At 66.5% G+C, this 17,300-nt stretch carries 20 protein-coding genes; 10 read left to right on the top strand and 10 right to left on the bottom strand.

What is annotated here, in order from left to right; genetic code table 11:
- The 6 genes from nthB to ACT54L_RS16120 all read right to left on the bottom strand — a co-directional run bounded on the left by nthB (nt 1) and on the right by ACT54L_RS16120 (nt 5,519).
- Complete coding sequence (nthB, locus tag ACT54L_RS16145) at nt 1-663, bottom strand: nitrile hydratase subunit beta (RefSeq protein WP_476086652.1); 663 nt, start codon at nt 661-663, stop codon at nt 1-3.
- Nucleotides 660-1,322 (bottom strand): nitrile hydratase subunit alpha, encoded by a 663-nt coding sequence (gene nthA, locus ACT54L_RS16140; protein ID WP_476086651.1) that lies wholly within the window; start codon nt 1,320-1,322, stop codon nt 660-662. Before nthA ends, nthB begins: the two co-directional genes overlap by 4 nt.
- 102 nt (nt 1,323-1,424) lie before the next feature.
- Complete coding sequence (locus tag ACT54L_RS16135) at nt 1,425-2,669, bottom strand: M20 family metallo-hydrolase (protein WP_476086650.1); 1,245 nt, start codon at nt 2,667-2,669, stop codon at nt 1,425-1,427.
- 2 nt (nt 2,670-2,671) lie between these two features.
- Nucleotides 2,672-3,553, bottom strand: a complete 882-nt coding sequence (locus ACT54L_RS16130; RefSeq protein WP_476086649.1) for an alpha/beta fold hydrolase — start codon at nt 3,551-3,553, stop codon at nt 2,672-2,674.
- Nucleotides 3,554-3,564: 11 nt separating this feature from the next.
- Nucleotides 3,565-4,347 carry an SDR family oxidoreductase gene (locus ACT54L_RS16125; protein WP_476086648.1) on the bottom strand — a complete coding sequence of 261 codons (783 nt, stop codon included), beginning with the start codon at nt 4,345-4,347 and terminating at the stop codon, nt 3,565-3,567.
- A gap of 38 nt (nt 4,348-4,385) precedes the next feature.
- Complete coding sequence (locus ACT54L_RS16120; protein ID WP_476086647.1) at nt 4,386-5,519, bottom strand: pyridoxal phosphate-dependent aminotransferase; 1,134 nt, start codon at nt 5,517-5,519, stop codon at nt 4,386-4,388.
- A 234-nt stretch (nt 5,520-5,753) separates the two neighbouring features.
- Between ACT54L_RS16120 and ACT54L_RS16115 the strand changes: the two genes are divergently transcribed.
- The 5 genes from ACT54L_RS16115 (at nt 5,754) to ACT54L_RS16095 (ending at nt 10,200) form a co-directional block, all read left to right on the top strand.
- Nucleotides 5,754-6,848, top strand: a complete 1,095-nt coding sequence (locus ACT54L_RS16115; protein WP_476086646.1) for an ABC transporter substrate-binding protein — start codon at nt 5,754-5,756, stop codon at nt 6,846-6,848.
- A 25-nt stretch (nt 6,849-6,873) separates the two neighbouring features.
- Nucleotides 6,874-7,734 (top strand): ABC transporter ATP-binding protein, encoded by an 861-nt coding sequence (locus tag ACT54L_RS16110; protein ID WP_476086645.1) that lies wholly within the window; start codon nt 6,874-6,876, stop codon nt 7,732-7,734.
- Between the two features lie 8 nt (nt 7,735-7,742).
- Nucleotides 7,743-8,567 (top strand): ABC transporter permease, encoded by an 825-nt coding sequence (locus tag ACT54L_RS16105; protein ID WP_476086644.1) that lies wholly within the window; start codon nt 7,743-7,745, stop codon nt 8,565-8,567.
- Between the two features lie 13 nt (nt 8,568-8,580).
- Entirely contained in the window at nt 8,581-9,294 is a 714-nt protein-coding gene (locus ACT54L_RS16100; RefSeq protein WP_476086643.1) for a GntR family transcriptional regulator, read from the top strand.
- Between the two features lie 72 nt (nt 9,295-9,366).
- A complete protein-coding gene (locus ACT54L_RS16095) occupies nt 9,367-10,200 on the top strand; it encodes an aldo/keto reductase (RefSeq protein ID WP_476086642.1) in 834 nt (277 codons plus the stop codon).
- A 7-nt stretch (nt 10,201-10,207) separates the two neighbouring features.
- Here ACT54L_RS16095 and ACT54L_RS16090 read toward each other — a convergent pair whose 3' ends face one another.
- The 3 genes from ACT54L_RS16090 to cobS all read right to left on the bottom strand — a co-directional run bounded on the left by ACT54L_RS16090 (nt 10,208) and on the right by cobS (nt 11,655).
- Nucleotides 10,208-10,477, bottom strand: a complete 270-nt coding sequence (locus tag ACT54L_RS16090; RefSeq protein WP_476086641.1) for a hypothetical protein — start codon at nt 10,475-10,477, stop codon at nt 10,208-10,210.
- A 157-nt stretch (nt 10,478-10,634) separates the two neighbouring features.
- Nucleotides 10,635-10,847, bottom strand: coding sequence for a DUF1289 domain-containing protein (locus ACT54L_RS16085; RefSeq protein WP_476086640.1), 213 nt, complete (start codon nt 10,845-10,847; stop codon nt 10,635-10,637).
- A 7-nt stretch (nt 10,848-10,854) separates the two neighbouring features.
- Complete coding sequence (gene cobS, locus ACT54L_RS16080; protein ID WP_476086639.1) at nt 10,855-11,655, bottom strand: adenosylcobinamide-GDP ribazoletransferase; 801 nt, start codon at nt 11,653-11,655, stop codon at nt 10,855-10,857.
- Between the two features lie 189 nt (nt 11,656-11,844).
- Here cobS and yajC point away from each other — a divergent pair, with 189 nt between their 5' ends.
- Genes yajC through ACT54L_RS16055 form a run of 5 tightly spaced genes read left to right on the top strand, consistent with a single transcriptional unit; the run spans nt 11,845 to nt 16,214 of the window.
- Nucleotides 11,845-12,189 (top strand): preprotein translocase subunit YajC, encoded by a 345-nt coding sequence (gene yajC / locus ACT54L_RS16075; RefSeq protein WP_476086638.1) that lies wholly within the window; start codon nt 11,845-11,847, stop codon nt 12,187-12,189.
- A 20-nt stretch (nt 12,190-12,209) separates the two neighbouring features.
- Entirely contained in the window at nt 12,210-13,814 is a 1,605-nt protein-coding gene (gene secD, locus ACT54L_RS16070) for a protein translocase subunit SecD (protein WP_476086637.1), read from the top strand.
- Between the two features lie 10 nt (nt 13,815-13,824).
- A complete protein-coding gene (secF, locus tag ACT54L_RS16065; protein WP_476086636.1) occupies nt 13,825-14,907 on the top strand; it encodes a protein translocase subunit SecF in 1,083 nt (360 codons plus the stop codon).
- An 11-nt stretch (nt 14,908-14,918) separates the two neighbouring features.
- Nucleotides 14,919-15,299 carry an Mth938-like domain-containing protein gene (locus tag ACT54L_RS16060; protein ID WP_476086635.1) on the top strand — a complete coding sequence of 127 codons (381 nt, stop codon included), beginning with the start codon at nt 14,919-14,921 and terminating at the stop codon, nt 15,297-15,299.
- Between the two features lie 9 nt (nt 15,300-15,308).
- A complete protein-coding gene (locus tag ACT54L_RS16055) occupies nt 15,309-16,214 on the top strand; it encodes a phytoene/squalene synthase family protein (protein WP_476086634.1) in 906 nt (301 codons plus the stop codon).
- Here the strand turns inward: ACT54L_RS16055 and ACT54L_RS16050 are convergent.
- Nucleotides 16,195-17,298 carry a serine/threonine protein kinase gene (locus tag ACT54L_RS16050; protein WP_476086633.1) on the bottom strand — a complete coding sequence of 368 codons (1,104 nt, stop codon included), beginning with the start codon at nt 17,296-17,298 and terminating at the stop codon, nt 16,195-16,197. The genes ACT54L_RS16055 and ACT54L_RS16050 overlap by 20 nt on opposite strands.
- Nucleotides 17,299-17,300 lie beyond the last annotated feature (2 nt).

Raw genomic sequence — 17,300 nt, 5'->3', positions numbered from 1 at the left:
TCAGGTGACGGGTTCAAGATAGCTCTCCCACGCATCGACGGACACCGAGGTGCCGGGCTCCGCATCCGGCCCCCAAAGCTCCGCGCCGGAAAAGCGAACGGTGAACAGCCATTGGGGCTCCTCGCCCAGGCCATGGGCGCTGGTGTCGGGAAACACGAAGACGCCGTGCACCATCTCCACCACGCCGGTCTTGCCGCGCGCATAGCGGGGCAAGCGGGTGTGGCCGGCGGGGTGGAACACCCGGGTGCGCACACGTTCGCCGACCTTGAAGGGCAGGGCGGCCTCGGTGGGGCGAGAATAATTGGTGCCGGCGGCCAGCCCGCGTGCGATGGCGGCGCCATCCGGGACACGGGGAACAGGACGGGGCGGAGTGGCGATCTCGCCCGTTGCCAGTTCGGTCGGCGTGGCAAGGCCCTTCGCCACCAGCATGGCGGAAAGGCCCTTCATCCAGATCTCGTAATAGGAGGAGCTAAGATACTCCACCGGCGGTAGGCTTTCGCGCAGATAGCGCATGGCATCGATGGTCCAGGCCCCGGTTGCGCCCGCCGCAAGGGTGAGGCCGAACAGGCGCCGTTCCCAGGGGGCGTGAAACAGGGGTTCGTTTTCCTCCTGCACCACCGGGCCGAAACCCATCATGCCGCCCAGATCCGCCGCCCCGTTCATGGCTGCACCGGGCTGATCGCCAGTCCCGTCCCGATCATGGAATTGCGCGTCACCAGGTTCGCCAGCGCCGCCTCGCTGAGGCCCTCCGTTCCTTCCGGCCGCAGGGGCACCACCAGATAGCGCGTCTCCGCGGTGGAATCCCACACCCGCACCTCGACTTCGGGCGGCAGCGTGACGCCGAATTCCGCCAGGACCTCGCGGGGCTTGATTACGACGCGGGAACGATAGGCCGGGCTCTTGTACCAGGTGGGCGGCAGGCCAAGCACCGGCCAGGGGTAGCAGGAGCACAGGGTGCAGACGACGACATTATGGACGGTGGGTGTATTCTCCACCGCCACCATGTGCTCGCCCTGCCGGCCAGTGAAGCCGAACTCGGCAATGGCCGAGGTAGCATCCTTCAACAGCCGCGCACGAAAGTCCGGGTCCGCCCAGGCCCGTGCCACCACCCGCGCGCCGTTGCGCGGCCCGACCTTGGTCTCGTAGGTCTCGATGATGACGTCGAGGGCGGCGGGGTCCACATAACCCTTACCCACCAGGATCGATTCGAGGGCACGCACCCGAAGCTCATTGGGGGACAGCGCGCTGCCATGGTCGTGATCGTGATGATGATCGTGGTCGTGACCGTGATGCGCATGATCCGCGTGGGGATCTTGATGCATGCGTCCTTCTCCAATGGCCCCGTCGGGCATCGCGGCGGCGATCCGCGCCAGGACGCCACCATCGCCCGCCGCCGGCACTTCCGCAATGGAAAGGCGCGTGCGTCAGCCCTGCGTGGCCAATGTCCACACCGTGTCCGCCAGCACCTTCGTCCCGGCGGTGAGATGGTCCGGCTCCGCCCATTCCGCGGGATTGTGCGAAATGCCGTCCCGGCAGGGCACGAAAATCATGCCCGTCGGGCAGACATAATGCAGCTGGCGGGCATCATGCCCAGCAGCCGAATAGACGTCCATGCAGGGGATGCCCAAGGTCTGGGCTGCTTCCGTCAGGACGCTGCGCATGGCCGGTGGGAAGGTCAGGGATGGCGAATGCTGGATCTGGCGCAGCTGCGCCGTGCAGGGGCCCTTATGTTCCTCCACGATCTGGCGGATGGCCGCGTCCATGCGGTCCACCACGGCATTGTCCGGGTGGCGCAGGTCGATGGAAAAGAGCACCGCCTCGGGTACGACGGAAGGCGCGTTGGGCGTCACCTGCATCAGGCCCACGGTCAGCAGCGTGTCGTCGGGGTCAAGGGCCGCATCGTCCATGGCGGCGATCATGCGCACAGCGGCCATCAGGGCGTCGCGGCGATCCCGGCGCAGGGCCGTGCCGGCATGGGCGGCTTCGCCCTTGACGGTGACGCGATAGCGCCGCGTGCCCTGGATGCCGCTGACGATGCCGACCGGGATGCCGGCCTGCTCCAGCTTTGAAGCCTGTTCGATATGGGGTTCCACATAGGCCGCAAGGGGCAGCCCGAAGGGGCGAACGGGAACGTCATCATCGGCGGCCAGGATGGCGTCGATGGCCTTCCCAACGTTCACGCCGTCGGCATCCTGGATGGCGCGCACGTGGTCCAGCGCCTTGGTGCCGGTGAAGAGGTCCGATCCGGTCATGCCCGGCGCAAAACGGGAGCCCTCCTCATTGGTCCAGGCCACCACCTCGATGGGCCGCTGCGGAACCTCACCCTGCTTCACCACCGCCTCCGCCACCTCCAGCGCCGCGAGGACGCCGTAGACGCCGTCGAACTTGCCGCCCGTGGGCTGGGAATCGATGTGGGAGCCGGCGAGGACGGGGGGCAGACTGGCGTCGCGCCCCTCAAGGCGCAGGAACAGGTTCGCCGCCTGGTCCGTATAGGGCTTGAGGCCGATCGCGCGGCCCCAGGCGATGATCTGCGCCCGCGCCTGCGCCTCGGTGGCGGAGAGGGCTGGCCGGTCCACGCCGCCGTCGGGGCGCGCGCCGAAGGCGGCGAGCGCCATCAGCCGTGCCCAGAGGCGATCGCCGTCCACAAGGTCAGAAAGGCGGGGCGCCATGCTCATTCGGTCCGCATGATCTGGGCGGGGTTGGCGCGGGGATCGCGCGGCCCCCAGCGGCCCGCTTCCACCTGGGCGATGAACTCGCCCACCAGGTGATTGAACAAAGCCGGCTCTTCCAGATTGAGCGTGTGGCCGGACTTGGGCAGCACGGCCAGGCCGCAGCGGGGCACCACCTTCTTGAGGAAAACGCCTGGCTGGATGCAGTGGTCGTCTTCGTCACCCGTCATGACCAGGAGCGGCGCCTGCATGGCGCGGAAATCGGCTTCCAGGTCATAGAGCGAGGGCCGCCGCATCTGGACGCCGCGCATGGTGTTGGCAGCACCCTTTGCGTCGTGACGGCCGAGCCGCTCGGCGAACAGCGCCCAGCCGCGCGGGTCCTTGTCCTGGAATTGGACGCGGGAGGCGCCCTCGGCATAGGTGGGGGCGAAGTCCGGAGCGCCGCGGGTCTCGAAGTTATGGGCGACCTGCTCCGAGATGCCCTTGAAATAGTCCTCATGGGCTTTTTCGGCGCCATAGCCCGTGCCGGCCGCCACCAGCGACAGAACGCGGCCGGGATGCCGCAGGCCGGCATGGAGGGTAGCAAAGCCCCCCATGGAGAGGCCCATCACATGGGCCTTCTCGATGCCCGCCGCATTCAGCACGTCGATGATGTCATCGGCTGCGCGCGCCTGCGAATAGGCCTCCACATCCGCGGGAATGTCCGAGGGCGCATAGCCACGCGCCGCAAAGGTGATGCAACGGTGGCGCCGCGCGAAGAAGTTGAGCTGCGGCTCCCAGCTCCAATGACTGCCGCCGAACTCGTGCACGAAGATGATGGGCGTGCCCGAGCCGGTTTCCTCGTAGAACAGCTTGTAGCCGTCGCTGGTGGATGCGAATGCCATGGCGTGTGCCTTCAGATGACCGAGCGGCGGGACGCGATGCCGCCATCGACGGTGAAAATGGTGCCCGACGTGTAGCCGGAGCGGTAGGAGGCCAGGAACACGATGAGGTCCGTGACCTCATGCACATGGGCAGGGCGACCCAGCGGATAGCGGGTCTGCAATTCCTTGTAGCGGTCCGCATCGCCCAGCCAGTCGGCGGCGCGCTTCTTGAGCATGTTGTAGATGCGGTCCGTATCCACCGGGCCCGGATTGACGCCCACCACGCGGATATTGTCGTCGAGCGAATGGCCGCCCATGGCGCGGGTGAAGGCCATCAGGCTGGCATTGCCGGTGGTGCCGGCCACATAAGCGGGGTCGAACACCTCGCCGCCATTGCCGATATTGTTGATGATGACGCCGCCGCCCCGCGCCTTCATGCGGGGATAGATGGCCCGGGTCAGGTTGATATAGCCGAAGACCTTCAGCTCCCAGCCCGCGCGCCACTTGGCCTCGTCCACGTCCCACAGCGAGCCGCTGGGGATGACGCCCGCATTGTTCACGAGGATGTCGATGTCGCCCACGGCCTCCACCAGGCCATCGATGGCGCCGGCCTGAGTCAGGTCGAGGGCGTGCGGGGTGACGGAGACGCCATGGGCGGCGGTGAGCTCCTGCGCCAGCGCCGTCAGGCGGTCGCCGGAGCGGGCCACCACATGCAAATTGCAGCCTTCTTCCGCGAAGGCCCGGGCCAGACCCTCGCCAATCCCCTGGGAGGCGCCGGTGATGAGCACCGTCTTGCCCTTGAGCTTCAGATCCATGTTGGACGTCTTTCCTGAAGGTGTGACCGATGCGCCGGTCAGAACAGTTTCACGGCTTCGTTCTGGCCCCGCACCTGCTCGACGAGAGAGGGGAGCAGATCCACGAATTCTTCCACCCAGGCGGCGGGTACGGTGGTGCTGATCTTGATGAAGCGGTCGCCGAAGGTGGGGGTGTGGTAGGCGCCCTGGCGGATCATGATGTCGTGCTTCTGGAAGGCGGCCACGAGCGCATCGGGGCGGATGCCCGCCGCGCCGCATTCCACCACCACGAAATTCCCGTTGGAGGGGAAGACGGGCATGGAGAGGCCGGGGATGCGGTCCACCGCGTCCTTGATGAGCTTCTGGTTGGCCCGCTGGTTGGCGAGGATGCCGGGGAACCACTCCGCCTTGATGCCGAGGCCCGCGAGCGCGGCGCGCTGGGACAGGATGCTGGAGCCGAGATTGTTGGGCGGGGCATCGGCGAGACGCGCGATGATTTCAGGTGTGGAGACCACCGCGCCCACCCGCATGCCGGCAAGGCCCAGCCACTTGGAGAAGCTGTAGATGGTCAGCGTGCGCTCGGGATAAACCGCCGCTGCCAGATGGTGCTCATAGGCAAAGTGGCGGTAGGTGCAGTCGTGGATGAGGTGGGCGCCAGCCTCCCGTGCCACGGCCGCAATCTCGGCGATCTCCTGCGCGGTGCAGGCCGTGCCGAGCGGGTTGTTGGGATCCACCACATAGATGACCTTGGTCTTCGGGGTGATGGCCGCCTTCAGGCGCTCGGGCGCGAGGCGGTAGCCGTATTCCTCGCCATAAATGGGGATCTGCTTGACGCTGGCGCCCACGGAGCGGGCAAAAGCCATGGGCCAGTTCCAGGTGGGGTCGGTGGTGATGAACTCGTCGCCCGGCGAAAGCAGGGTGTGGCAGATGTGGTAGAGCGAGGCGACGGCGCCGTCCGAAATCAGGGCGCACTGGCCGGCAAGGCCGAGATCATCCACCACGCCCTGGCGCAGCGCCTCGAGGCCAGCCGGCGGCGCATAGATGTGGAATTCCTCATCCCGGATGCACTTTTCCATCGCCGCAATGACGGCGGGATGCGGCGTGCCGTGATTGGTGTTCTGCCCCATCCAGCGCAGGCCTGGCGTGTTCACCAGACGGTCGAAATGGGCGTTCCGGACCTCGAAAGATTGCATATTTGTACACCCCAAAGGACGCTTGGCATAATGAAGCGTGTTTTTTGGCTTTCCAAGCGGGAATTGTGCATAAAAATTCGCCCTGGCAGGACGGAAAAAATGGCAATCTGGTCAAATTGAATTCAAATTTGAGAAATTGGCATACTGGCGCTTGCGCCTGGCATCGAACGCGGGAATGCTGACCCCACTCGGCGAAAGGCCAACCAGAAGGCCACCATAAGAAGGGGACATCGGATGCAGATTTCACGTCGAAGCGCCCTGAAAGGGCTGGGGGCGGCCCTCGCGGCCGGTGCGACCGGCAGTCTGGCCATGCCCGCCATTGCGCAGGGCACGCGGGCGGTTTCCTTCACCACGTCCTGGATTCCGGAAGGACCGAACCTGTTTGCCTACGTGGCCCGCGACAAGGGCTTCTGGAAGAAGCTGGGGCTCGATGTGAGCGTGGCGCGTGGATCGGGCTCGGGCTCGGCCGCCCAGGCTGTCAGCGCCGGAACGTTCGATTTCGGCATGGCGGCGACCCCCACCGTCATCGTCCAGGCGGCCAAGAAGCTGCCCATCACTTGCATCGGCCAGATCAATTACGACGCCCTGATGGGCATCGGCGTGCTCGCGGGTTCGCCCATCAAGACCCCGAAGGAGCTGGAGGGCAAGAAGCTCGGCGCCAGCGTGTCCTCGGGTGAATATCCCTTCCTGCCGCTTTATGCGGAAAAGGCCGGCTTCGACTTGTCCAAGGTCCAGATCGTGCAGGTGGACAGCAAGGTGCGCGAGCGCACTTTGGTGGAAAAGCAGGTGGACGCCATCGCCGCCTTCGCCACCAGCACGGTGCCGTCGCTGGCGTCCCTCGGGACCGACGTGCGCTTCATGCTGTTCTCGCAGGTGGGCATCCAGTTCTATGGCCAGTCGCTGACCACCCAGCCCGCGCGCCTTCAGCAGGACAAGGGCCTTGTTGAGGCGTTCGTTCAAGGCGCCATGGAGGCGATCCGCTTCTCCATGACCAATTTCGACGAAGCCGTGGACATCTTCCTCAAGGCCAATTCGGAAGTGGCCATGTCCTCCACGGGCAAGGAATATGCCCGCATCGGCCTCGGCCTCACCAATCTCACCAACCTGGTGCCAGAGGTGAAGGACAATGGCTTTGGCTGGGCCGATCCGGCGAAGGTCTCCACCATGGCCGATCTGGTGGTGAAGTATGCCGCAGGGGCAGGCGCCGAGAAGCCGGATGTGGCGACGCTGTTCACCAACGACTTCGTTGGCAAGCTGAAGCTCTCGGCCGCGGATCTGGCCGCAGCCGAGAAGAGCGCAGCCCCCTATCGCAAGTATATCGGCGCCTGAGGCGCCCGCACGAGGCCACCCATCGATGCTGAATTCGGGAACACGGGAGCAGGGGGCGGCTCTGGAGCCGCCCATTGTCTCGGCCGTCGACGTCCAGAAGACCTATTTCGCCCGACATACGCCCATCCATGCGGTGGCCTCGGCCTCGCTGGAGGTGGCGCGGGGCGAGTTCGTTTCGCTGCTCGGCCCTTCGGGCTGCGGCAAGTCCACCTTGCTGATGATGATTGCCGGCCTCGAACGCCCCACCGGCGGCTCCATCATGCTGGCGGGCGCGCCCATCTCCGCCCCGCGACGGGACATCGGCATCATCTTCCAGGACGCCACCTTGCTGCCCTGGAAGAGCGTGCTGGACAATGTCCTCTTCCCCATCCGCATCCTCAAGCTGCCCATGGTGCAGTATCGCGAGCGCGCCCACGGCCTCCTGAAAATGGTCGGCTTGAGCGGGTTCGAGCATAAGAAGCCGGGCGAGCTCTCCGGCGGCATGCGCCAGCGCGTGGCCATCTGCCGGGCGCTGATCCATGACCCGGAAATCCTCCTGATGGACGAGCCCTTCAGCGCGCTCGATGCCATCACCCGCGACCAGATGAACGTGGCGCTCTCCGAGATCCTGGAGACCTATCGCAAGACCGTTGTCTTCGTGACCCACTCCATCCGCGAGACGGCCTTCCTCTCGGACAGGGTGGTGGTGATGGGCGGGCGGCCCTCCACCATCATTCTCGACATGAAGATGCCGTTCCCGCGGCCCCGCCGCTTCGACATCGAGGAGACGGCGGAATTCTCCCAGGTCTGCCGGCACCTGCGCCTGACCATCGAGGCCGCCCACGGCCATGGTCCCGCCCCGTCGGCCGTCCCCGCCGGTTCGTCCGGCGCAAGCGTGATTGAGTGAGAGCGAACATGGCAAAGGCAATCGGAACGGAGACCGGCGTCGCCCTTCCCGCGGCGTCCAGCCGCTCGGCGGCGGCCAGCGGGCTCGGCAGCATCGTCCTGCCGCTGGGTCTCGCCTTTTTCGTCCTGGCGCTCTGGCAGGCCTATGTCACCATCTGGCAGGTGCCGGCGGTGATCCTGCCTTCGCCCATCTCCATCGCGCACTATATCTATGAGCGCTATGATCTGCTGTTGATGCATGCGATCCCGACCACGCTGGAATCGGCGGCCGGCTTTCTGCTCGCCCTGATCCTTGGCGTCGCCATCGCCATCCTGCTCACCTATTCGCCGACCGCCCACCAGGCGCTTTATCCCAACCTCATCTTCTTCCAGTTGATCCCGAAGATCGCGCTTGCCCCGCTCTTCATCATCTGGCTCGGGGTCGGCACGCAGTCTCGCATCGCCTTTTCGGTCTTCATCGCCTTCTTCCCCGTTGTGATCGCCACCACGGCCGGCTTTCAGAGCGTGGATCGGGGCATCGTGCGCCTGTGCCGCTCGCTGACCGCCACCGAGTGGCAGATCTTCACCTCGGTGCGCTTTCCCATGGCGCTGCCACACATCTTCAGCGGCATGAAGATCGCCATCACGCTGGCCATCATCGGCGTCATCATCGGCGAGTTCATCACCGCCCAGGCGGGCCTCGGCTATCTTATCATCTTCGCAACCGCACGGGCCGACACGGAGGTGTCCATGGCCGCCATCGTGGTTCTTTGCATCTGCGGCCTGCTCCTGTATGGGCTTGTGGCGCTGGCGGAGATGATCACCAGCAGGTTGTATTCGGTGGAAAGCCGGTGAGGCGCTGATCAGCATGGAGCGTTTGAACGGAGCCCCGCCGAAGGAAGAAACCGGATCGCTTGCGGTGGGCGTGGTCGCCCGGCTGGAGCAGGAGATCCTCAACGGCATCAGAAAGCCGGGGGATCGCCTGGACGAGCGGCAATTGGCCGAGCAGTTCAACATCTCCCGCACGCCGGTGCGCGAAGCGCTGCAGCGCCTTGCGGCCAGCGGGCTGGTGGTGTCCCGCGGACGGCAGGGGCTCCAGGTCTCCCAGCTGTCGCTGGCCGACCTGCTGGATGCCTTTTCCGTGGTCGCCGAGCTGGAGGCGCTCGCCTGCCAGCAGGCAGCCCGGCGGATGCAGCCCGAGCAGCGCGCCCGCATGCAGGCGGCGCAGGACGCTTGCGCCAAGGCTGCCGCGGCGGAGGATGTGGAAGCCTTTTATGCCGCGAACCTCGTCTTTCACGAGGCCATCGCGCTGGCCAGCCACAATTCCATTCTCCAGGAGGAGCTGCGCCGCCTGACGCTGAAGGTCTCGCCCTATCGCCGCACGACCACCTACCAGCCAGGGCGCATGCACGCCTCCATTCCCGAGCACGAGAACGTCATGAACGCCATCATGCGCGGCGACGGTGCTGCGGCGGGGCAATTGATGCGGGCGCATGTGACGCTGCTGGGCGAGGGGCTCTCGGACCTCCTGCATTTCCTGCGCACGTCGGGAAGTGGCTCCCTCATCAAGGACATGGGGTAGGAGACGGCGTTCCGCCTTGACGTGCCTCCGGCCGAAGGGCCTTCTTTGAGCCTGCATTCGAGGAGGAACCGCATGGTCAAAACCGTCACGCTGCCCGGCGGCGAGAAGGTGCCGGCGCTGGGGCAGGGGACCTGGTTCATGGGCGAGACGGCGGCCCGCCGGCGCGAGGAGATCGAGGCCCTGCGGCTCGGCATAGAACTGGGCGCCACCCTCGTCGACACCGCCGAAATGTATGGCGAGGGGCTGACCGAGGATCTGGTGGGCGAGGCGCTGGACGGCTATCGCGATCGCGCCTTCCTGGTGAGCAAGGTGTATCCCCACAATGCCAGCCGCAAAGGCGTGGTTGCGGCCTGCGAGCGTTCCCTGCGCCGCCTGAAGACGGACCGGCTCGACCTCTATCTCCTGCATTGGCGCGGCAGCCATCCCTTCGAGGAGACCATCGCCGGCTTCGAGGCCCTGCAGGCGGCCGGCAAGATCCGGCACTGGGGTGTCAGCAATCTCGACCCGGACGATATGGATGAATTGCTGGCGGCCGGCGGGGCGGCGTGCGCGGTCAATCAGGTCCTTTATAATCCCGGCCGGCGCGGCCCGGAGTTCGACCTGTTCCTCCTCTTGGCCCGCCATCAGATTCCCATCATGGCCTATAGCCCCATCGAGCAGGCGCGCCTGCCGCGATCGGGGGCTTTGGGGCGTGTGGCAGCCCGCCATGGGGTGGACCCGTTCCAGGTGGCTCTTGCCTGGGTCATGCGGCGGCCGGATGTGATTGCCATTCCCAAGGCGAGCCGCGCCGCCCATGTCCGGGCCAATGTCGCCGCGGCGGAGCTGGTTCTGGAGGAACAGGATCTGGCCGAGATCGACGCGGAGTTTCCCCCGCCTACCCGCAAGCGGGCGCTGGAGATGCTGTGACGGCGGTTCAGGTCTTGAATAGCATGTAGGCCAGGGCCAGGAAGAGGGCGATCACCAGCCAGAAGGCAATGGAGGTCAGCGTCTCCCGGCCGCGCCCGCGGGCCATGCGCAGGACGCCGGACCCGATCACCACCGCCAGGGCCCCAAGCGACAGGAGACTTGCAAACGACTCCAGTCGCATGCCGGCAATGGTGCCTTCGTCGTGCCGCAGCATCAGCGCGACAAGGCCGACGGCCAGTCCGATCAAGATCGCTTGAAGAAGGCGGGACCGGCTCACGTCAATCTCCCAGGGCATTTCCAAGCGAAGTGGGACCCGGTTCGCGCAAGGGAAATGCGCAAAGGGAATGAGATGAAGTGCTCGAGTGTTTCCATGAAACGCTGAAAGCCTTCCAAGCGGAAACGCGGCGGCAAGCCGCGGCTTGGGCGCACGCCCGTCAATGCTCGAAGGCGTCCGGGCGTTCCCGGCGCAGGCGCTCCAGGCGGCCGGGGAGGATCGCCATCACTGCGCTGCGCCTTTGAGGGGACATTCCGGTCCAGGCGCCGATTTCCTGCAAGGTGCGCCCGCACCCGATGCAAAGGCCGCTCAATGGGTCCACCACGCAGACCCGGATGCAGGGCGTATCGATCGGCATGTCCGGCTCAGCCATGGGCCCCTCAGCGGAACGAAGCGAACATGATGAGGCCCAGCAGGATGGCGATTTCCGCCACTTGCTGCGTGGCCCCCGCCACGTCGCCGGTCTGGCCGCCGATCTTGGACTGGGACAGGCGCGACATCACGAATACGGCAGCAATGGGCGCGAACAGCCCCACAAAGGTTGCGCGAATCCCAAGCGTCGGCACCAGCAGGAGCGCCACCAGGAGGGCGCCTGACAGGACGGCTGCCAAAAGTCCCTCGGGCCCCGGGCGCCCAGCCGCGGCCGAAGCCCCATCCGGCCGGGCAGGCTCCAGGATCGCCAGGAGCGCGATGCCCGCCGCACGGGACGCGGCGCCTGCGGCGGCCAGGATCGCGATGGTCCGCCACGGGCCGGCGAGCGGAATCAGCGCATCAATGGCGCTGACCCTCAGGAGGAGCGACAGGACGAGCGCAGCACCCCCGAAGGTACCGATTCGGCTGTCCCGCATGATCTCCAGGCGGTGGGCGCGGTCCCGCCCGCCGCCGAATCCATCGGCCGTGTCGGCCAGGCCATCCTCGTGAAACGCGCCGGTCATCAGCACCATGGCGGTGACCGCAAGGACGGCGGCGGGAAGCGCCGGCAGCTTCAGGAGGAGGCCCAGCGCGAGGACGATGCCGCCAAGACCACCGATCACCGCCCCGGCAAGAGGCACCGCATAGGCCATGCGTTTGAGCGAGGGCGCGGCATGGGGGTCCACTTCCCGCGCCAGCACAGGCAGGGGAAGGCGCGTATAGAAGCGAAGGGCGACCAGAAGGTCCTGGAGGATGCCGTGCTTCGTCATGCGCCTCGTTCCCGGTTCAGCCGCCCGCGTGATGCCTTGGGACCCTCATTTGCGCCGAAGGTCAAGCGGGTGGGGAGAGGGCACAGCCTTTGTTTGCATTCCCCGGCTGCGCCAGTATAGTCCGGCCGCCTCGGTGCCCCCGGCTGACCTGCGGGGAGGCGCCTTACTCCAAGACGAACGAGGATGCACATGTTCATTACGCCCGCTTATGCCCAGGGCGCTGCGGCCGCCGGCGGCGGGACCGACATGCTCATTCAGCTCGCCCCCTTCCTGCTGATCTTCGTGGTCATGTACTTCCTGATTCTGCGCCCGCAGCAGAAGCGTGCCAAGGCGCACCAGGAGATGGTCAATTCGCTCCGTCGGGGCGATGTGGTCGTGACCACCGGTGGTCTCGTCGGCAAGGTGGCCCGCGTCGTGGACGAGGCCGAGGTCGAGCTGCAGATCGCTGAGAATGTGAAGGTCCGCCAGCTTCGCTCGCAGATTTCCCTGGTCCGCTCGAAGGCCGAACCCGCCAAGGAAGAGACGCCCGCCTGAGGCGTTGAGATCGCAAGACGATGCTGCACTTTTCCCGGCTCAAGACGGTTCTGATCCTCGCGGTCACGGCCCTTGGCATCCTGTTCGCCCTGCCGAACGTCCTCCCCCCCTCCGTTCTGGCGGTGCTGCCCCATTGGCTGGCGTCGAGCCGTGTCACGCTCGGCCTCGACCTTCAGGGCGGCTCGCACATCCTCCTGGAGGTGGATGGGGCGGCGCTTCGCAAGGAGCGGGCCGAGCAGGTGCGGGATGAAGTCCGCAAAGTCCTGCGCGAGCAGAAGATCGGCTACACCGGCCTCGTGATCCGCGACAACATCGTGCAGCTGCGGCTGCGCGATCCGGCGGATTCGGACAAGGCGGTGGCCGAGCTGCGCAAGCTCGCCGCCCCGGTGAGCAACGCCCTCATGGGTGGCAATACCGGCGAGATGGACCTCACGGTCTCCAGCTCCGCCGACGCCATCATCGTGTCGCTGACCGATGCGGGCATCAATGCCCGCATCCGCTCGGCGGTCGACCAGTCCATCGAGATCATCCGCCGTCGTATCGACCAGCTCGGAACGGTGGAGCCCAACATCCAGCGCCAGGGCGCAGATCGCATCCTGGTGCAGGTGCCCGGCCTGCAGGATCCCCAGCGCCTGAAGGCGCTGCTCGGCCAGACCGCCAAGCTCTCGTTCCGCATGGTGGATCAGTCCATGCCGGCGCAGATGGCTCTGGAAGGCCGCCCGCCGCCGGATTCGGAAGTGCTGCGCGGCCCGGATGGGACGCCTTATCTGATCGAGAAGCAGGTGCGCGTGTCCGGTGAGGACCTGGTGGATGCCCAGCCGGGCTTTGACCAGAATTCGCACCAGCCCATCGTCACCTTCCGCTTCAATTCCAACGGCGCCCGGCGCTTTGCCGCCACCACCCAGGACGCGGTGGGTAGGCCGTTCGCCATTGTGCTCGACAATCAGGTGATTTCTGCTCCGGTGATCCGCGAACCCATCCTGGGCGGATCGGGCCAGATTTCCGGCAACTTCACGGTCCAGCAGGCCAATGACCTCGCCATTCTGCTGCGGGCCGGCGCGCTGCCTGCGCCGCTGAAGGTGGTTGAAGAGCGCACCGTTGGCCCGAGCCTCGGCGCGGACTCCATTCAGTCCGGCAAGGTGGCCGCCTTCGTCGCCGCTGGGCTTGTCACCGTCTTCATGCTGGCGGTGTACGGCCTGTTCGGTCTGTTCGCCCTGGTGGCCCTGGCTGTGCACATCACCTTGATGTTCGCCCTGCAATCCATCCTTGGGGCGACGCTGACCTTGCCCGGTATTGCCGGCGTGGTGCTGACCATCGGCATGGCCGTGGACTCAAACGTCGTGATCTTCGAGCGCATCCGCGACGAGGCGCGCGAAGGCCGCTCCGCCATCGCCGCCATCGACAAGGGCTTTGTGCACGCCTTGGGCACCATCCTCGATGCCAACATCACGTCGCTCGCCACCGGCGCGATCCTGTTCCTTCTGGGCGGATCGGGTCCCGTGCGCGGCTTCGCCGTCACCTATATTCTCGGCCTCCTGACCACCGTGTTCACCGCCTATACCCTGACGCGCCTGATGATCGCGTGGTGGGTGAGGTGGCAGCGCCCGGCCAAGCTGCCCATCTGAGGCGCCGCCCATGCCCTTGATCGACTATATCCCGGCGCAGACCAACATCCACTTCATGCGCCTGCGCCACATGACGTTCCCGTTCTCGGCGGGAATCATGGTGCTGGCCGTCTTGTGCTTTGCTGTCTTCGGCTTCAACCTCGGCATCGACTTCCGCGGCGGCACGCTGGTGGAAGCGCAGACCCGGCAGCAGGCGGCCGACCTTGGCAGCCTGCGCGAATATCTGGGCGACCTGGATTTCGGCGATGTCCAGATCCAGGAATTCGGCTCTCCCCGTGACGTGCTGATCCGCGTCGGCCAGACCGGGGCGGACGATGCCGCCCAGCAAGCCATCGTGGCGAAGATTTCCGGCGCCCTCGGCTCCGACTACACCATCCGCCGCGTGGAGACGGTGGGACCGAGCGTGTCCGGTGAGCTGGTGCGCCAGTCCGTTATCGCGCTGCTCCTCGGCGCGGTGGCCGTTCTGATCTATCTGTGGTTCCGCTTCGAATGGCAGTTTGCGGTGGGCGCCATCGCCACCACCGCGCACGACGTGTTCGTGACGCTGATGGTCTATTCGTTCCTGGGGATCGATTTTGACCTGACGTCCATCGCGGCCATCCTCACGATCATGGGCTATTCGCTCAATGACACCGTGGTGGTGTATGACCGCATCCGCGAAATGCTGCGGCGCTACAAGAAGATGCCGCTGCCGGAGATGCTCGACATCGCGGTGAACGCCACCTTCTCGCGTACCATCATCGTCTCGCTGACCACCTTCTTCGCCTGCCTTGCGCTCTATTGCTTCGGTGGCGAAGTGCTGCGCGGCTTCTCGCTGGCCATGACGGTGGGTGTGGTGATCGGCACCTATTCCACCATTTTCGTGGCCGCGCCCATGCTCATCCATCTGGGCCTGCGCTCCTCGACGGTGGTGCCCGATGCGGATAAGGCGGCGGCTCCTGCACCGGCCGCGGACGCTGCCACCGGTGTGGAGGAAGCGGAAATCGTCCCGCCGGAAGCGCCCGCCGAGGGCACGCCTGCAGCGCCCGGGAACCCCGCCCCCACGCCCCGGCGTTCCAGCAAGGGACGCCAGCGTCCGCGCCCCAAGGGCTGAGGAGAGGTTCCATGGTCGAGCGGCCGGACACGCCATTTCTGCCCCGGCAGGTGACGATCGACGGCTATGCAAACCGCTTCTTCCACTTCGCTGGCATGTCGCATGCGGGATCCATCACCGCGCTGCCGTCGGGCGTGAGGGCCTGGCGCCCGGAGCGGTTCGCGGACGTCGGGGTGGACGACCTGGCCGTGGTGGTTGCGGAAGGCGCCGCCGTTGAGCTGCTTCTGATCGGCACGGGACGGGACCCGGCCCATCTGAAGGAGCCACTGAAGCAGGTGTTGCGGGACGCGGGCGTGCGCTTCGAGCTGATGCCCACGCCGGCCGCGGCCTCCACTTATAATGTTCTGCTCGATGAAGGCCGGCGCGTGGGCGCGGCCTTGATCGCGGTGTAGCGGCCAGCCATGGCCGAGCCCGATGCCGCAGCGCCTCTGACCCTGGACGCAGCCTACGCCCATTGCGGCGAATTGCTGCGCGCCCAGGACCGGGATCGATTCCTGGCCAGCCTGTTCGTGCCCGAGGGCGAGCGCTCTCACATCTGGGCGCTTTATGCTTTCAGCCTCGAGATCGCCCGCGTGCGCGAGGTGGTGCGCGAAGCGCTGCCGGGCGAAATGCGGCTGCAATGGTGGCGCGAGGTCATCGAAGGGCTGGGCCGGGGCGATGTGTCCGGCCATCCGGTGGCGCTCGCCATCAGCGCGACGCTGGAGGCCAAATCCCTGCCGCGCGGGGCTCTGCTCAATCTGATCGATGCGCGGACCTTCGATCTTTACGACGATCCCATGCCGACCCTGAACGACCTGGAGGGTTATGCGGGAGAGACCGCATCAATTCTCATCCAGCTGGGCGCTCAGATTCTCACCGGCAGCGCGCAGCCGGCCGTGGCGGAGGCGGCCGGGCATGCGGGGGTGGCCATTGCGCTCACCGGGCTGATGCGGGCGTTCCCCTTCCATGCAGCGCGCGGCCAGTGCTACCTGCCGTCGGACATGCTGCGTGCGCACGGCATCGGCCGGGACGAGGCTGTTGGCGGAGCGCCCTCGGCAGCGTTGGACGAGGTGTTGACGGAGCTGCGCGCGGTCGCGGCTCGTCATGTGAGGTCCGCAGCTGAGTGCCTCGGCTCCGTGCCGCGTGATGCGCTTCCGGTGTTTCTGCCGCTCGCCCTGGTTCCGGGGGACCTGAAGGCTCTTGGCCGGGTGCGCGACCCCTTCAAGACCGTGGCGGGAGCCGCGCCGCTGATGCGCCTGTGGACCATTTGGCGCGCAGCACGGCGCGCCCGAGCTGGTCGCCCTCTGGTCAGGCCGCCGGCCGCGTGATGCGGTCAGTCAGGTTCAGGCGTCCGCGGGCGATGTCGGCCACCATTTCCTGAACGGCCGGACTTCCCGCCAAAGCATCCAGCATTTCGATCTGGTTGCGGGCCACCAGCAGGAGAAGGTCGTCGCGCACTGTGCCGTCGACGGCACGCGGCAGGCGCTTGACCACCTGGAGATGGTCGAGATGCGGCCGGTCCGGCAAGGCTTGGGCCAGATGGGCGCGCAGCGCCTCCCCGCTCACCGGGCCGTCCGCTTCCACGAAAGCATAGAGGCCGACCTTCCCGCCCAGGGTCTGGAAGTCGGACATATGGACCTCGGAGACGCCGGGATAGGTGGCCAGTGCCGCCGCGATGCGCGGTCCGACCTGTGTCACGCGGGGGCCGCGCCCTTCCGTATCCGAATAGGACATCAGGCGCCGGGTGACGAAGCGATAGACCTTCTTGCCGGTGGCCATCCAGATGCGGGCAAAAATGCTCTTGTGCGCCAGCACTTTGCGCTCGCGCGGCGTGAGCGCATCGGGGCAGTAGGTGCGCTTGTGCTTGAGGAGATGACGCACATCCTCATAGGCCAGCACCCGCCCCAGACGCCAGCGGCGGCTGATGCCCAAGGCAAGCTGGAAGTCCATGAGCCAGGCTTCGCCATCCGCACCCCGCAACCAGTTCTGCTGCTTGGCAAGGTCGTTATGGGCGAAGCCGGCGCGATGCAGGGTCCGCAGCGCCGCCTTGGCGGACCGGAAATAGTGCAGGTCGCCGTGCGGGCGGGCGATCTGGAGCGGCACGCCCTCGATCCAGCCTCGAACCAGGAAGCGCTCGCCCACCGCCAGGAGTGGCGTGGTGACCCCCGTGCGCGTCACGCGCTCCAGCGCCTTGATCTCACCGGAGGCAAGACGACGGGCGATGAGGATAAACCACGGCGACACGGTATCCCAGCGCCGGCGCACGGCTTCGTGGGGGGTGCCGGACGCGTCGATCCAGGTGCCACGCTCCACCGTCGAAAAGACGTCGCGCTTCAACACCGTGTCCACGGTGAAGCGGGACGGATCGGCGTGGCGCTCGAGTGGCGGAACGGGACGGGACTGACGGGACATGA

The sequence above is a fragment of the Aquabacter sp. DMC10 genome (assembly GCF_056314145.1).
The sequence above is the reverse complement of the archived record's forward strand: the minus strand, read 5'-3'. Positions and strand labels throughout refer to the sequence as shown.

Excerpts from the sequence above, each read along its gene's own strand:
- nthB (WP_476086652.1), bottom strand. The coding sequence starts at position 663 with ATGAACGGGGCGGCGGATCTGGGCGGCATGATGGGTTTCGGCCCGGTG.
- nthA (WP_476086651.1), bottom strand. The coding sequence starts at position 1,322 with ATGCATCAAGATCCCCACGCGGATCATGCGCATCACGGTCACGACCAC.
- ACT54L_RS16135 (WP_476086650.1), bottom strand. The coding sequence starts at position 2,669 with ATGGCGCCCCGCCTTTCTGACCTTGTGGACGGCGATCGCCTCTGGGCA.
- ACT54L_RS16130 (WP_476086649.1), bottom strand. The coding sequence starts at position 3,553 with ATGGCATTCGCATCCACCAGCGACGGCTACAAGCTGTTCTACGAGGAA.
- ACT54L_RS16125 (WP_476086648.1), bottom strand. The coding sequence starts at position 4,347 with ATGGATCTGAAGCTCAAGGGCAAGACGGTGCTCATCACCGGCGCCTCC.
- ACT54L_RS16120 (WP_476086647.1), bottom strand. The coding sequence starts at position 5,519 with ATGCAATCTTTCGAGGTCCGGAACGCCCATTTCGACCGTCTGGTGAAC.
- ACT54L_RS16115 (WP_476086646.1), top strand. The coding sequence starts at position 5,754 with ATGCAGATTTCACGTCGAAGCGCCCTGAAAGGGCTGGGGGCGGCCCTC.
- ACT54L_RS16110 (WP_476086645.1), top strand. The coding sequence starts at position 6,874 with ATGCTGAATTCGGGAACACGGGAGCAGGGGGCGGCTCTGGAGCCGCCC.
- ACT54L_RS16105 (WP_476086644.1), top strand. The coding sequence starts at position 7,743 with ATGGCAAAGGCAATCGGAACGGAGACCGGCGTCGCCCTTCCCGCGGCG.
- ACT54L_RS16100 (WP_476086643.1), top strand. The coding sequence starts at position 8,581 with ATGGAGCGTTTGAACGGAGCCCCGCCGAAGGAAGAAACCGGATCGCTT.
- ACT54L_RS16095 (WP_476086642.1), top strand. The coding sequence starts at position 9,367 with ATGGTCAAAACCGTCACGCTGCCCGGCGGCGAGAAGGTGCCGGCGCTG.
- ACT54L_RS16085 (WP_476086640.1), bottom strand. The coding sequence starts at position 10,847 with ATGGCTGAGCCGGACATGCCGATCGATACGCCCTGCATCCGGGTCTGC.
- cobS (WP_476086639.1), bottom strand. The coding sequence starts at position 11,655 with ATGACGAAGCACGGCATCCTCCAGGACCTTCTGGTCGCCCTTCGCTTC.
- yajC (WP_476086638.1), top strand. The coding sequence starts at position 11,845 with ATGTTCATTACGCCCGCTTATGCCCAGGGCGCTGCGGCCGCCGGCGGC.
- secD (WP_476086637.1), top strand. The coding sequence starts at position 12,210 with ATGCTGCACTTTTCCCGGCTCAAGACGGTTCTGATCCTCGCGGTCACG.
- secF (WP_476086636.1), top strand. The coding sequence starts at position 13,825 with ATGCCCTTGATCGACTATATCCCGGCGCAGACCAACATCCACTTCATG.
- ACT54L_RS16060 (WP_476086635.1), top strand. The coding sequence starts at position 14,919 with ATGGTCGAGCGGCCGGACACGCCATTTCTGCCCCGGCAGGTGACGATC.
- ACT54L_RS16055 (WP_476086634.1), top strand. The coding sequence starts at position 15,309 with ATGGCCGAGCCCGATGCCGCAGCGCCTCTGACCCTGGACGCAGCCTAC.
- ACT54L_RS16050 (WP_476086633.1), bottom strand. The coding sequence starts at position 17,298 with ATGTCCCGTCAGTCCCGTCCCGTTCCGCCACTCGAGCGCCACGCCGAT.